12 protein-coding genes are annotated in these 13,266 nt (G+C 70.7%); 8 read left to right on the forward strand and 4 right to left on the reverse strand.

Annotated features, from left to right (window positions below; genetic code table 11):
• The first annotated feature begins 61 nt into the window (after nt 1–61).
• Nucleotides 62–1,816: an ATP-binding protein gene (locus BAY60_RS03260; protein WP_112279320.1), complete on the forward strand. Its 1,755-nt coding sequence runs from the start codon at nt 62–64 to the stop codon at nt 1,814–1,816.
• Here BAY60_RS03260 and BAY60_RS03265 read toward each other — a convergent pair whose 3' ends face one another.
• The gene (locus tag BAY60_RS03265; RefSeq protein WP_245992295.1) at nt 1,817–2,845 is read right to left on the reverse strand and encodes a LacI family DNA-binding transcriptional regulator; all 1,029 of its coding nucleotides are present in this window, start codon (nt 2,843–2,845) and stop codon (nt 1,817–1,819) included.
• A 151-nt stretch (nt 2,846–2,996) separates the two neighbouring features.
• Between BAY60_RS03265 and BAY60_RS03270 the strand changes: the two genes are divergently transcribed.
• From BAY60_RS03270 to BAY60_RS03295, 6 genes are read left to right on the forward strand one after another with little or no spacing between them, the layout of a single operon-like run.
• The gene (locus BAY60_RS03270; RefSeq protein WP_170160300.1) at nt 2,997–3,980 is read left to right on the forward strand and encodes an asparaginase; all 984 of its coding nucleotides are present in this window, start codon (nt 2,997–2,999) and stop codon (nt 3,978–3,980) included.
• 4 nt (nt 3,981–3,984) lie between these two features.
• Complete coding sequence (locus tag BAY60_RS03275; RefSeq protein WP_112279323.1) at nt 3,985–4,863, forward strand: polysaccharide deacetylase family protein; 879 nt, start codon at nt 3,985–3,987, stop codon at nt 4,861–4,863.
• A gap of 55 nt (nt 4,864–4,918) precedes the next feature.
• Nucleotides 4,919–6,250 carry an MFS transporter gene (locus BAY60_RS03280; protein WP_112279324.1) on the forward strand — a complete coding sequence of 444 codons (1,332 nt, stop codon included), beginning with the start codon at nt 4,919–4,921 and terminating at the stop codon, nt 6,248–6,250.
• Nucleotides 6,243–7,010, forward strand: coding sequence for an SDR family NAD(P)-dependent oxidoreductase (locus BAY60_RS03285; RefSeq protein ID WP_112279325.1), 768 nt, complete (start codon nt 6,243–6,245; stop codon nt 7,008–7,010). Before BAY60_RS03280 ends, BAY60_RS03285 begins: the two co-directional genes overlap by 8 nt.
• Nucleotides 7,011–7,014: 4 nt before the next feature.
• On the forward strand, nt 7,015–7,722 hold the full coding sequence (locus tag BAY60_RS03290; protein WP_245992297.1) for an SDR family NAD(P)-dependent oxidoreductase: 708 nt from the start codon (nt 7,015–7,017) through the stop codon (nt 7,720–7,722).
• Nucleotides 7,722–8,369, forward strand: coding sequence for a hypothetical protein (locus tag BAY60_RS03295; RefSeq protein WP_112279326.1), 648 nt, complete (start codon nt 7,722–7,724; stop codon nt 8,367–8,369). The genes BAY60_RS03290 and BAY60_RS03295 overlap by 1 nt, the downstream gene beginning before the upstream one ends.
• Here BAY60_RS03295 and BAY60_RS03300 read toward each other — a convergent pair.
• From BAY60_RS03300 to BAY60_RS03310, 3 genes are all read right to left on the reverse strand, one after another.
• Complete coding sequence (locus tag BAY60_RS03300; protein ID WP_112279327.1) at nt 8,363–11,218, reverse strand: PQQ-dependent sugar dehydrogenase; 2,856 nt, start codon at nt 11,216–11,218, stop codon at nt 8,363–8,365. The genes BAY60_RS03295 and BAY60_RS03300 overlap by 7 nt on opposite strands.
• A 113-nt stretch (nt 11,219–11,331) precedes the next feature.
• On the reverse strand, nt 11,332–11,838 hold the full coding sequence (locus BAY60_RS03305) for a DinB family protein (RefSeq protein ID WP_112279328.1): 507 nt from the start codon (nt 11,836–11,838) through the stop codon (nt 11,332–11,334).
• 52 nt (nt 11,839–11,890) lie between these two features.
• On the reverse strand, nt 11,891–12,544 hold the full coding sequence (locus BAY60_RS03310) for an SAM-dependent methyltransferase (RefSeq protein ID WP_112279329.1): 654 nt from the start codon (nt 12,542–12,544) through the stop codon (nt 11,891–11,893).
• 100 nt (nt 12,545–12,644) lie between these two features.
• Between BAY60_RS03310 and BAY60_RS03315 the strand changes: the two genes are divergently transcribed.
• Complete coding sequence (locus BAY60_RS03315) at nt 12,645–13,223, forward strand: helix-turn-helix domain-containing protein (RefSeq protein WP_112279330.1); 579 nt, start codon at nt 12,645–12,647, stop codon at nt 13,221–13,223.
• The last annotated feature ends 43 nt before the right edge of the window (nt 13,224–13,266 follow it).

Consider the following 13,266-nt stretch of genomic DNA (forward strand, 5'->3'; position numbering starts at 1 on the left):
TTCGCCACTTACTTCGCCATATCCTGGCAAGTGGCGAAGTAAGTGGCGAAGTGAGGACAGAGTGCTCGACGACGACCTGGCCGAGATGGTCAACACTCTCCGGACGCTGGGTGGTGACCACGCGACGGTCGAAGCCAAGCGCGCCGAGACAAAATTGCCAAAGAGTGTGCGTGAGACCCTGTCCGCGTTCGCCAACACCGCCGGAGGCGTACTGATCCTCGGACTTGACGAGTCGCAAGGATTCCGCGCAACTGGCGTCCGGGAGGCGACCAAGCTCGCTGCCGATCTGGGCGCGTTGTGCGCCGAAAGCATGGAGCCCCCGCTACGTCCCCTTATACAGATACACCGATTTGAGGACGTTGATCTTTTAGTCGCCGAGGTGCCGGAACTGGATGCCGCCCAGAGACCTTGCCATTACCGGGGGACGAGCATGGCGCAGGGCAGCTTCATTCGGGTCGGCGACGGCGATCGGAGGTTGACGCCGTACGAGGTCCAGCTAATGCTGGCAAACCGAGGACAGCCTCGCGAAGACGAACGGCCCGTGCCGGGCACGAGCATCGAACATCTCGACGGGGCGCTTGTGGACACGTTCCTGAATCGGTTACGCACCCGCCGTCCCCGAGCATTCGCGGGCCTGGACACCAGCGCGGCGCTTCATCGCGCCAAGGTGCTCGTCAACGAACAACTGTCACTGGCGGGCTTACTCGCCTTGGGAGCTTACCCACAGGAGTTCTTCCCTCAACTGATGCTGACACTCGTGCGCTATCCCACAATTGAGGGTCCTGACCCCCACAGCGGAGCAAGGTTCATCGACAATGTAGCCGCCGAGGGCCCGATTCCCGTCATGGTGGATGAGACGCTTATTGCCCTGCGCAGGAACATGAGCCGCCGGTCGACAGTGCGCGGGCCCGGGCGCGCCGACTCTTGGGAGTATCCAGAGAGCGCGTTACGTGAAGCCGTCGTCAACGCATTGGTGCACCGTGACTATTCGCCGTTGTCGCACGGCGCGCAGGTCCAAGTTGAGATGTACCCGGACCGGCTTGTGGTTCGAAATCCCGGCGGCTTGTACGGTGTGGCACGGGAAGAAGACCTCGGCGAAGAAGGAATATCCTCTGCGCGCAACGCTACGTTGCTCAAACTGCTTGAAGACGTTCCACTTCCCGGCTCAGAACGACCCGTATGCGAAAACCGTGGATCGGGCATCCCAACGATGATCGCAGCGCTACGCCAGGCAAAGCTGAGCCCTCCTCGCTTCACCGACCATATCGCCTCGTTCACGGCTACCTTCCCCAATCACACGCTGATGGGAGAGGATGTCGTCCGCTGGATCAACTCGCTGCAAGAACCTGGTCTCACCAACAGCCAATGTCATGGCCTGGCAATGCTTTATCACGGCGAAATCCTGAACAACCAGGCTTACCGCAACGCGAACAACATCGACTCGCGGGTGGCGACGGAGGAGCTCGGAGATCTGGTGGCGAGGGGACTTGTCGTGGCGGCGGGGGGCCGGCGGCATGCCCAGTACCGGCTCACCGACGACGTGCGCACCACGATCAATTCGGGCAGTTCTCCACGGTCGCCGAGGAAGCGGGCCGATCGACGGGCCGAGTTGTTGGCAGCTCTGGACGGCTTAGAGCTGACCCGCGCAGAGCTTGGCGCAAAGACAGGTCTACCCGATCGTACTGTTTCCCGATGGCTGCGGCTCTTGGTCAAAGAAGGGCTGGTGGAGCCAACAGAACGGCACCTGCGGAGCCCCACCGTCAGTTATCGGCGAAGCGCTAAGATCATGCTGGACGACGGCTTCGGCCAAGAGTGATCAAGTCAGGACCGCCGTCGTCGAGGCGCGGACCATCAGTTCAGGGCGCAGGCGCTCCGAGCTGACCTCCTCGCCCTGCAACAGGCGAGCCAGCAGTTCCAGGCCACGCCTGCCCATCTCGTGCATCGGGGACCGCACGGTGGTCAGCGGCACGGGCAACTCCGCGGCAAGCGGGGTGTCGTTGAACCCGGCCACCGCGACGTCGGCGCCCACACGCAGGCCATGGTCGCGCACCGCGCCGAACGCGCCGATCGCCGCGAAGTCGTTCACCGCGAAAATCGCCGACGGCGGATCGCCCGCCGCCAGCAGCCGCTCGGTGGCCTCATGCCCACCGCGGGCGTCGAAGCGGGAGTGCGTGAACCGGTGGGCCGGGATCTCGATGCCCGCCTCGGCATAGGCGTCGGCGAACCCGGCGGAGCGGTCGATACCCGTGCTGGCGTACGGCTCGCCCGCCACCACGGCGACGTCGCGGTGGCCGAGGCTCAGCAGGTGCTCGCCGACCATCCGGCCGCCGAGGTAGTCGTCGCACGTCACCGACGGGTAGTCGCCCGCCCTGCGGCTGACGAGCACGAACGGCACGCCGCGCGCGGCGACCTCGCCGAGGAAGCCCGCGTCGATGTAGGCGTCGCCGAAGATCATCCCGTCGACGCGGCGGGCCAGCACCATGTCGGTGCGGGCGCGCTGGAAGTCGGGCACGTCACGGGTGTTGGTGACGAACGTGGACAGCCCGTGCTCGCCCGCGGCCTCCTCGATGCCCTCGTAGATCGTCGCCAGCACGATGTCCGACAACCGGGGCACCAGCACGCCGATGAGGTTGCTGCGCTGCGTGCGCAGGCTCGTCGCGTGCGGGTTCGGCCGGTAGCCGAGCTCGTCGGCGAGCCTGCGCACGCGTTCCACGGTGGCACTGGAGGCCGCCCGGTGGCTCTCGTCCGGCTTGGCGTGCAGCACGCGGGACACGGTGGAGACGTGCAGTCCCAGCCGATCGGCGAGCATCCGCAGCGTCACCGGAGACGTTCTGTCGGCACCCACTTCGCCTGCTCCGCCTCCGTCACGGTGTGTGGTTTCGAGGATCGTAACAGCGACTCCATTGACTCCCCTCCGGCTCTGCGTGCATGATACCCAAACGTTTGGCCCAAACGTTTGGGCAATCGCACCGGCGTCGGTCCAAGGAGGTCATCGCGTGCGTAAGGTCGTCGTCCTGTCCACCGGCGGAACCATCGCCACCCGGCGAGGAGTCGCCCACGACAGCGTGAGCGCACTGCTGGGCCGCCTCCCCGGCGACCTCGGCGTGAAGCTCGAGGGCGTCGACGTGTTCTGCCTCGGCAGCTACCTGCTCACCCCCGAGGACATGCGCGAGGTGGCCCGGCAGGCCCGGGCCGCGCTCGGCGACGACGACGTGGTGGGCGTGGTCGTCACGCACGGCACGGACAGCATGGAGGAAACGGCCTTCCTCACCGAGCTGTTCCACGCCGACGCGCGGCCGGTGGTGTTCACCGGCGCCCAGCGGCCCGCCGACGCGACCGACAGCGACGGCCCCCGCAACCTCGCCGACGCCGTCACGGTGGCCGCGGCCACGACTTCGCGCGAGCGCGGTGTGCTCGTCGCCTTCGACGGGCAGATCTTCCCCGCGCGCGGCACCCGCAAGACCCACACACTCGCGCCCGCCGCGTTCTCCGCACCGGACGGTGGCGCGATCGGCCGCGTCGGGCAGGGCGGCGTCGAGTTCAGCGCCACGCCCGAGCGGTGGCCCGCGCTCGACCTCGACACCTTCGACCTCGACGGCGTGCGCGTCGACGTCGTGGCCTGCTATCCCGGCGCCGACACCGTCGCGCTCGACGCGGTCGCGGCGGCGGGCGCGACCGGCATCGTGCTGGAGACCACCGGCGCCGGCAACGCCAACCCGGACATCCGCGACGCCGTCGCCAGGCTCACCCGCTCCGGCGTGGTCGTCGCACTCTCCACCCGCGTGCACGCGGGGCCGGTCGCCGAGCTGTACCGCAACGGCGGCGGCCTGGATCTCGTCGAGGCGGGCGCCGTGCCCACCGGGAACCTCCGGCCCTCCCAGGCCCGCGTGCTCCTCACCGCGCTGCTCGGCTGCCACCGCGACCCGGTGCAGACCGCCGAGCGGCTGCGCTCCCGTACCCGGCTCACGGAAAGGATCTAGGCTCATGCCCAAGGAAATCTTCGTCGCGTTCGGTGTCGATGTGGACGCCGTCGCAGGATGGCTCGGCTCGTACGGCGGCGAGGACTCGCCGTGCGACATCTCGCGCGGCCTGTTCGCCGGCGAGGTCGGCGTGCCCCGCCTGCTCACGCTCTTCGAGCGCAGGAACCTGCGCACCACGTGGTTCATCCCTGGCCACTCGCTGGAGACGTTCCCCGACCAGACGCGCATGGTGGTCGACGCGGGCCACGAGGTGGGCGCGCACGGCTACTCCCACGAGAACCCCATCGCCATGACGCGCGACCAGGAGAGCGCGATCCTCGACCGCTCCATCGAGCTGATCGAGAAGCTCACCGGCAACCCGCCCACCGGCTACGTGGCCCCGTGGTGGGAGTTCTCCCCGGTCACCAACGAGCTGCTGCTGGAACGCGGCATCAAGTACGACCACTCGTTGATGCACAACGACTTCACGCCGTACTACGTGCGGGTCGGCGACAGCTGGACCAAGATCGACTACGCCAAACCCGCCCAGGAGTGGATGAAGCCGCTCGTGCGCGGCGAGGAGACCGGCCTGGTGGAGATCCCCGCCAACTGGTACCTCGACGACCTTCCCCCGATGATGTTCGTCAAGGCCAGCGCCAACAGCCACGGATTCGTCAATCCGAGGCAGCTGGAACAGCTGTGGCGCGACCAGTTCGACTGGGTGTACCGGGAGCTGGACTATGCCGCGTTCACGATGACGATCCATCCCGACGTGTCCGGAAGGCCGCAGACCCTGCTGATGCTGGAACGGCTGATCGACCACATCAACAGCCACGAGGGCGTGCGCTGGGCGACCTTCGACGAGATCGCCGACGACTACCTGGCGCGTTTCCCGCGCGGCTGATTTCCCTTTCCCGAACCGTTTTTTCGTTCTCGTGTCTTCGTAGAAGGGCACCCCCATGTCCAATGCCATCCCGGTGGAGGCCGCCGGACCGGCCAGAACGTTTCCCCGCATCGGCGTGCGCGCCACCCGCAAGGCGACGATCATCGCGTTCTTCGCCTGGCTGTTCGCGGTGTTCGACTACATCATGTTCGGCACGCTGCTGCCGGAGATCTCCGTGCACTTCGGCTGGGACCCGGCGATGGCGTCGCTGGTGTCCACACTGGTCTCGGTCGGCACGGCGATCTTCGCGCTCGGCGTCGGCCCCGTCGTCGACCGCATCGGCCGCCGCAAGGGCATGATCCTCACCGTTTCCGGAACGGCGCTCGCGTCGGCGGCGACGGCGGCCACGCCCGGCGCGGCGTATCTCGTCGGCGTGCGGGCACTCGGCGGGCTCGGGCTCTCCGAGCAGGCCGTCAACGCCACCTACCTCAACGAGATCTACGCCGTCACCGAGGACGAGAAGATCAAGAAGCGGCGTGGCTTCATCTACAGCCTCGTGCAGGGCGGCTGGCCGCTCGGTGTGCTGCTGGCCTCGGCGTTCGTGGCCGTGCTCCTGCCGCTCGTCGGCTGGCGCGGCTGCTTTCTGATCGCCGTGTTCCCGGCGCTGCTCATCGCGCTGATGCGGCGCGGCCTCAAGGAGAGCCCGCAGTTCGAACTGGAGCTGAGGCTGCGCAGGCTCCGCAAGCAGGGCAAGGCGGCCGAGGCCGCCGAGCTGGCCAGGGCCTACGGCGTGAGCAACGAGCAGTCCGCGCCGCTGGCGGCGATCTTCCAGGGCCGGGCGCTGCGCAACACGATCGTGCTCGGAGTCGCGTGGTTCACGAACTGGTTCGGCATCCAGGTGTTCAGCGTACTGGGCACCACGGTGCTGACCCAGGCCAAGGACCTCAGCTTCTCCAACTCGCTCATCATGCTCATCGTCGTCAACGCCGTCGGCTACCTCGGCTACGTCACGCACGGCTGGATCGGCGACAAGCTGGGGCGGCGCAACGTGATCGCGTTCGGCTGGATCGTCTCCGGCCTGTTCTTCGCGCTCATGCTCACCGTCGCCGACGGCATGGTCGCCGTCGTGACGCTGTACTCGCTCGGCATGTTCTTCCTCGTCGGGCCGTACGCGGCGCTGCTGTTCTACATGGGTGAGTGCTACGACACGCGGTGCCGGGCCACCGGAACGGCGTTCCTCAACGCGCTGTCGCAGCCCGGCGCGATCCTGGCAGGCGCGCTGGTCACCTGGCTGCTCGCGTCCGGTTCGGACTGGGGAGCCTCGGCACTCGTCGTCGGCGCCGTCGGCACGTTCCTCTCCGGTTTCGTGATGTTCGGTGCCCGCAAGGCCGAGGTGCTCGATGGCTGAGCAGGCACGGGTCGCGGTCGTCACCGGAGCCGCGAGCGGCATCGGCAGAGCACTCGCCGTCGCCTACGCGCGGGCGGGCATCCGCACCGTCGCCGGGACGTTCCCCGGCGACCCGCACGATCCACTCGAGACGGTCAGGGCCGTCGAGCTGGCGGGCGGCGAGTGCGTCGTGCACGAGGTGGACGTCCGCGATCCGGCGCAGGTGGACGCGTTCGCCAGGCGGGCGCTCGACGAATGGGGCAGGCTCGACATCGCGGTGGCGGGTGCCGGGGTGCTGCGGGAGGCACCACTGGCCGAGCTGACCGACGCCGCGTGGGACGACATGCTGTCGGTGGACCTCACCGGCGTGCTGCGCACCCTGCGCGCGGCGGCGGCGTGCATGCCGGGCGAGGGCGCCATGGTCGCCGTGTCGTCCATCGCGGGCGGTGTGTACGGCTGGGGCGCCCACGCCCACTACGCGGCCGCCAAGGCCGGGGTGCTCGGGCTGTGCCGCAGCCTCGCGGTGGAGCTCGCGCCGCGCGGCATCCGCGTCAACACCGTCATCCCCGGCTACATCGTCACGCCGCAGTCGCTGGACCCGGTCAACTCGCTCGGCCCCGAGGGCCTGGCGAAGGCGGGCGGGGACATCCCGCTCGGCAGGGCGGGCGAGCCGGACGAGGCCGCCGCCGTGATCCGGTTCCTGACCTCGCCCGAGGCCTCGTACGTCACCGGTCAGTCCGTCGTCGTCGACGGCGGGCTGACCGTCCGGATGCCGACCTGAGGAGGTGATCTCGTTGCCGGTGCTGGACAACCGCACGGCGCTCGTGGTCGGCGGCGGCAGCGGCATCGGCCGCGCCATCGCCGAGTCCTTCGCGCGGGAGGGTGCGCGGGTGGCCGTCGCCGACCGCGCGGGCGCTGCCGTCCCGCTCGACGTCACCGACGAGGACTCGGTGCGCGCGGCCGTGGACCAGGTGACCCGCGAGCTCGGTCGCATCGACGTCCTGGTCAACTCGGCGGGGATCCTCACCGAGGCTCCACTGGTGGAGATGGACGCGGCGACGTGGGCGGAGACGATCTCCGTCGACCTCACCGGTGTGTTCCTGTGCTGCCGGCACGTCGTGCCCGGCATGGTGGAACGCGGTTTCGGCCGCGTCATCAACATCGCCTCGCAGCTCGGCATCAAGGGCGGCCGGTCGCTGGCGCACTACGCGGCGGCCAAGGCCGGCGTCATCGGGCTCACCAAGTCGCTGGCGCTGGAGGTCGCCGAGCACGGGGTGCTGGTGAACGCGATCGCGCCGGGGCCCGTCGAGACGCCGATGGTCGCGGGCATCACCGACGAGTGGAAGGCGGCCAAGCGCGCCGAGCTGCCGCTCGGCCGGTTCGGCACGCCGGAGGAGGTGGCGCCGACGGCGGTGCTGCTGGCCAGCGAGCCGGGCGGGAACCTGTTCGTCGGGCAGACGCTCGGCCCGAACTCGGGCGACGTGATGCCCTGATGTGCGGGGCGTGCGGCGAGCGGTCCACGGCCGACTGGGCGCGGGGCTGGTTCGCCGACCCTGCCGCGCGGGCGGCCGGGGCCGCCGCGGCGGCTCGCCTGCTCACCCGCCCCGGCGTCCGGGTGGTGCCCCGCCCCGGCGGCTGGCTGGTCACCACGCCCACGGGAACGAGCACGGCGTGCGGCGGGCTCACCGAGCTCGTCGCCGCCGTGCGGCCGTGGGGCCCGCCCGTTCCCGGGCCGGCCACCGGCGGGCCGGGACGGCTGTCGGTGCCCGGGCCCGATGCGCGGCAGGGTGTCGTGCTGCGCGTCGGCTCCGCGCGGCGCGCGGAGTTCACGGCCCCCGACGAGGCGGCGGCCCGGCACCTGCTCGCCCGCCTCGCCGCCCCGCCCTGGTCGCTGCGCTACTACCTGTCCGGCCTGACCGGGGTCACCGCCCCGTGGGGCGGGCCGCCGGACGTGGTCACCGGCGAGGCCGCCGACGTCCTGGTGTGGCTGGAGTGGGCCCGCCAGGCGGGAGCGCTCGACGACCGGGCGATCGCCGCGCGCTGCCCGCTCGGCGGGCCGCACGAACTGGACGTCGAGGTCCGGGCCGGGCACGTGGTACGAGCCACGACCCGGCACCGGACCCCGCGAGGTGCTCAGTAACGGCGATCCGTCACCCTTCCGGTCGAGGCGATCCAGGTGATGTAGCCGTGCTGGAAGTTGTTGCGCCGCCCGCCGGAGATGGCGAACTCGCCGCTGGTCGGGTACCCGAGGTACGAGCGCTCCCAGCCGAGTGCCTTCCAGCGGTCGCGGATCGCACCGTAGATGTCACGGGCGCCCGTCCGCCCCGTCCAGTACACCGAGCCGTTCTTGGAGAAATGGTTGTACCGGCCCACACCGTCCGGGGTCTTCTTCTCGTCCGTGGTCGGGTAGCCGAGCGGACCGTTCTCCCAGCCCAGGTTCTTCCACCGTTCCCGGATCGAGCCCCAGATGCCGTGCGCGCCCGTGGCGGGGCTCCAGTAGATCGAGCTGTTCTTCGAGAAGTGGTTGTACCGCCCCTTGCCGTCCGGGGTCTTGCTCTCGTCGGTGGTGGGGTAGCCGAGCGGGCCGTTCTCCCAGCCCAGCTCCCTCCACTTCGCCCGGATGGCGCCCTGCACCGCGTGCGCGCCGGTGCCCGGCGTCCAGTACACCGACGCGGGCATCCCGCCGGGCAGCCCGGCGAAGTGGTTGTACCGGCCGACGCCGTCCGGGGTGGTGCGCTCGTCGGTGACCGGAGGGCCGAACGCCGCGTGTGCGCCGAGCGCGACGTATCTCGCGTTGATCGCGCCCTGCACGGCGTGGGTGCCGGTCTGCGCCGTCCAGTACAGCCTGCCCCGCTCGTAGACCTGGTAGTACAGCGAACCCTCGATGATCTCCGGCCCGGTTGGTGCCCCGAGCGCCTGCCGCAGGCCGGGCTCGGCGTCGTAGCGCTGCGCCACCGGCGTCGTGTAGTTCGCGGTCAGCGTCAGGTCCTGCCCGCCCATGGTGACGCTGCGCAGCGCCGCCTGCTCGCCGTCGGACCAGCCCGCGAAGGTGGAGACGCCGTCGGTGGCGGTTCCCGGCGCGGTGACGGTCACCGTGGCGCCCTCGGTGACCAGCGCGGAGCTGCGCCCACCCGTGCCGCTGCCCTCGCCCTCGCTCGCGATGTCCAGCGCGGCGGGCACATTGCTCACCAGGCTCAGCCGGTGCTCCCTCGGCCACGCGGTGTAGGTGTAGGTGGCCGAGACGCCGGCACTGTCGGTCACCGTGGCCGTGAGCTCCATCCGCGAGTCGGGGTGGTCGGTGAACGGCAGCGTGAACGACGAGCCCTGGCCGCTGAGGCCCGGGTGCGAGTGGCACGTCGCCTCCTCGGGGCAGTGCAGCACCGCGCTCGTCCAGTGCACGGTGAGCGCGCCGTCCTCGACGTCGCTGGCCGTGGCGCCGACGCTGACCCGCTCGCCGATGGCGTAGCGGTCCTGCGCAGGGGGCCGGGGCACGATGACCGGCGAGTGGTTGCCGGGCACCACCGTGACCTCGGCGGTGTCCGTCGCGCCTGCGGGGTCCCGGACGGTCAGCTTCGCGGTGTACCGCTCGGTGCCCGCTGCGTAGGCGTGGCTGACCTTCATGCCGGTCTTGACGGTGCCGTCGCCGAGGTCCCAGCGGTAGGTGAGCGGGTCGCCGTCGAAGTCGTGCGAGTCCGACCCGTCGAGGGTGACGGTGCGCGTCTCCGGGTCGGTGCTCGTCGAGATACTGGCGACCGGTGCGGTGTTGCCCTCGGTGTAGCTGAGCCTGCGCAGGTTGCCGGTGAGGATGTCGGCGTAGACGAGGTCGCCGTTGGGGGCGGCCGCGAACTTCACCGGTCCGCCGATGTCGGTGCCCAGCGGCGGGCTCTGCGGCGCCTCGGTGAGCGTGCCCTGCGCGTCGTAGCGCAGCGACCACAGTTTGTTGCGGGTGTAGTCGCCGAAGAAGTAGTCGCCCCGGTACTGCTCGGGGTAGCTGGTGCCCGCGTAGTGAATACCGCCGGTGATGCTGTTGCCGTTGTCCACGCCGCTGCCGTGCCGGAACTTCACCAGCGGTGCGGTGTTGGAGACGTTCGCGCAGCCGGCAAGGTCGGAGTAGCCGGGCGTGCGGGCGTCGCCCTCCCAGCACGGCCAGCCGTGGTTGGCGCCGGGCCGCACGACGTTGACCTCCTCCCAGGTGTTCCAGCCGACGTCGCCGACCACCGGCAGGCCGGTGCGCGGGTCGAGCGAGAACCGGAACGGGCTGCGGAATCCGGAGGCGAACACCTTGCTGCGGGTGGCGTTCGGCGCGCTCGCGGAGTAGTAGGGGTTGCCCGGGACTCCCGCGCCGGTGGGGCTCAGGTGCAGGAGCTTGCCCTGGGGCTGGTCGAGGTTCTGCGCGCGCAGGGCCTGCGGGTCGACCTTGCGGAAGTCGGCGACGTCGCCGATGGACACCCACAGCGTGCCGTCGTCCGCGGCGACGATGCCGGTGACGCCGTGGACGATGCTGTCGCCGGGAATCTGGAGCAACGTCTGCTCCTGGGTGATGCCGGTGGGCTCGGCCGAGCCGGTGACCGTCCAGCGGGCCAGCCGCAGTACGTACGCGCCGCCGCCCGTCGGCACGGACCGGGCGAGGTAGATGTGCCGCGAGGTGGCGTAGTCGGGAGCCACGGCGAGCCCGACGAGGCCGAGGTCCTGTTCGGCGACGACGGACAGCGTCGCGATCTGGCGGCTGGTGCCGTCGGGGGCGACCCAGCGGATGCCGCCCTGCTTGCCGGTCGCCAGCAGGCCGCGGCCGTCGGGCAGGTAGGCGAAGTCGGTGAGCTCGTAGGCGGGGAAGCCGGTCGGCTGGTCCCTCAGCACGAAGCCGGGCGGAAGTGCCGGCGCCGCCGAGGCCGCGGGTGCCGCCACCGCGGTGAGCAGCCCGGTGAGGGTCAGCCAGGCGGTGAGAACCGCGAGCAGGCGGGCAGGCAGGCGCTTTCCGTCACTTCGCATGCCTCTTTCTCGCTCGATCGGGTGATGGTGTTTCACGCGCCGGAGTGGCTTCACGGGACCGCAATGCGAATGTGATCAGTCTGGCCGCCCGGATGGACGGGTGGTCCGGCAGCTCAGCGTCCTGTGGCGCCGTCGATGAGCTCGCGCAGGATGTCGGCGTGCCCGGCGTGGCGGCCGGTCTCCTCGATGAGGTGTGTGAGTGTCCAGCGCAGGGACGGCCCCGGCCCTGGCCGCCCGCCCGGACGAGGGCCGGGTGCGGCGGGGTCGGCGCAGGCGGCGACCACCTCGTTCGCCAGCGCCGAGGTCTGCCGGTAGGCGAGGACGATGTCGTCGGCGCTCTCGTCCGGTTCCGGGTGGAAGGTCGCCTGCCAGTCGGCGACCGGAACGCCGAGGAGCCAGTGGCGCTCGACCTGGGTGAGGTGCTTGACGAGGCCGAGCAGGTTCGTTCCCGACGGGACACCGGGGGTGCGCACCTGCGGTTCGGCGACACCGTGCGTCTTGGCGATCACCGAGGCGCGCAGGTAGTCGAGAAAGCCCAGCAGCACCTCCTTCTCCCCTGGGCCGGTCCTCGGCGGGCCCGCGTCGCGGCGACGGGAGGTGGAGCGGTGGGCCGGTGGCATGGGTGATCCCTTCGGGTTCGAGGACTGGCGGGCGTGGGCGGCGGGCAGGCGCTCAGGCGGCCGCCCGGCGGATGACCAGGACGTTGTCGATGACGGTCGCCGTCCGGCCATCGGGTCCCGTCGCGAGCCGCCGGGGCATGTCCGCGCGCTCGACGTGCCACCGGGCGGGGTCCAGAGTCAGCTCGGCGGACACCTCGTCCGGTGTGGGGTAGTGGGTGCCGGGGTCCTGGTTCCACGACCACGGCGCCGTGGAGCCGTGGTCGACGACCACGAGCCGGCCACCCACGGTGAGCGCGTGCGCGGCTGTGCGCAGAACGCGGGCGCGGGGCAGCGCGAACGGCGTGTGGAAGTACTGCGCGGACACCAGGTCGAAGCTGCCCTCGGGGAAGCTCTCGGCCAGGTCGGCGCGCTGCGCCGACAGCAACCCGTGCAGGCCGCGCGCCCTGGCGGTCTCGGCGAGGTGGCGCACGGCGTTGCCGGAGATGTCGACGGCGGTGACCCGCCAGCCGCGACCGGCCAGCCAGAGCGCGTCACCGCCGGCGCCGCAGCCGAGGTCCAGAGCCGCCCCGGCAGGCAGTGCCTCCGCGATCTCGGCCAGCAGAGGGTTCACCCGGCCTGTCTGGGCCGGCCGGGGAGCGCGGTAGTGCTCGTCCCAGAACCGGGCGGCGTCGGCGGCCGGGGTCGTGCCGGTGGTGTCCTGGCCCATCGTCGGTGTCTCCCTGCGTCGGTCGTTGCTTGCGCAACCACCTTGACCCCAGGTCGGCGTGGAGGGCACGGAAACTTGCCGGAACCGCAAGACTGGAGGCGTGAGCGACGACATCGAGAGCGTGCTGCACACGGTCGGCCCGCGGCTGCGCGCCCTGCGCAGACAGCGCGGCGTCACCCTGGCCGAACTCGCGGCGAAGACCGGTTTCTCGGAGAGCACCCTGTCGCGGCTGGAGAGCGGGCGGCGGCGGGCGAGCCTGGAGCTGCTGCTGCCGCTGGCTCGCGCCTATGACGTGCCGCTGGACCACCTCGTCGGCGCCCCTCGTACGGGCGACCCGCGGATCCATCTGCGCCCGATCCACCGGCACGGCATGACGTTCATCCCGCTCACCCGCAGGCCCGGCGGGGTGCAGGCGTACAAGATGCTCATCCCGAGCAGCCGCGAACCGCTCGAACCGGACCCGCAGACCCACAGCGGCTACGAATGGCTCTATGTCCTCAACGGACGGTTGCGGTTGGTGCTGGGCGACGGGGATCTGACCCTGCCGCCGGGCGAGGCCGCGGAGTTCGACACCACGCTGGCGCACTGGCTGGGATCGGCCGACGGGCGCGCGGTCGAGTTGCTCATCCTGTTCGGCCCGCACGGCGAACGCGTCCACGTCAGACCGCGCGCCACCTGAAACGGCGACGGGGCGGGAACGCCTGCTCGTTCCCGCCCCGGCC

Origin of the sequence: Prauserella muralis (genome assembly GCF_003202285.1) — a bacterium.
Classification (GTDB): Bacteria; Actinomycetota; Actinomycetes; order Mycobacteriales; family Pseudonocardiaceae; genus Prauserella_B; species Prauserella_B muralis.

Excerpts from the sequence above, each read along its gene's own strand:
- BAY60_RS03275 (WP_112279323.1), top strand. The coding sequence starts at position 3,985 with ATGCCCAAGGAAATCTTCGTCGCGTTCGGTGTCGATGTGGACGCCGTC.
- BAY60_RS03280 (WP_112279324.1), top strand. The coding sequence starts at position 4,919 with ATGTCCAATGCCATCCCGGTGGAGGCCGCCGGACCGGCCAGAACGTTT.
- BAY60_RS03285 (WP_112279325.1), top strand. The coding sequence starts at position 6,243 with ATGGCTGAGCAGGCACGGGTCGCGGTCGTCACCGGAGCCGCGAGCGGC.
- BAY60_RS03295 (WP_112279326.1), top strand. The coding sequence starts at position 7,722 with ATGTGCGGGGCGTGCGGCGAGCGGTCCACGGCCGACTGGGCGCGGGGC.
- BAY60_RS03300 (WP_112279327.1), bottom strand. The coding sequence starts at position 11,218 with ATGCGAAGTGACGGAAAGCGCCTGCCTGCCCGCCTGCTCGCGGTTCTC.
- BAY60_RS03305 (WP_112279328.1), bottom strand. The coding sequence starts at position 11,838 with ATGCCACCGGCCCACCGCTCCACCTCCCGTCGCCGCGACGCGGGCCCG.
- BAY60_RS03310 (WP_112279329.1), bottom strand. The coding sequence starts at position 12,544 with ATGGGCCAGGACACCACCGGCACGACCCCGGCCGCCGACGCCGCCCGG.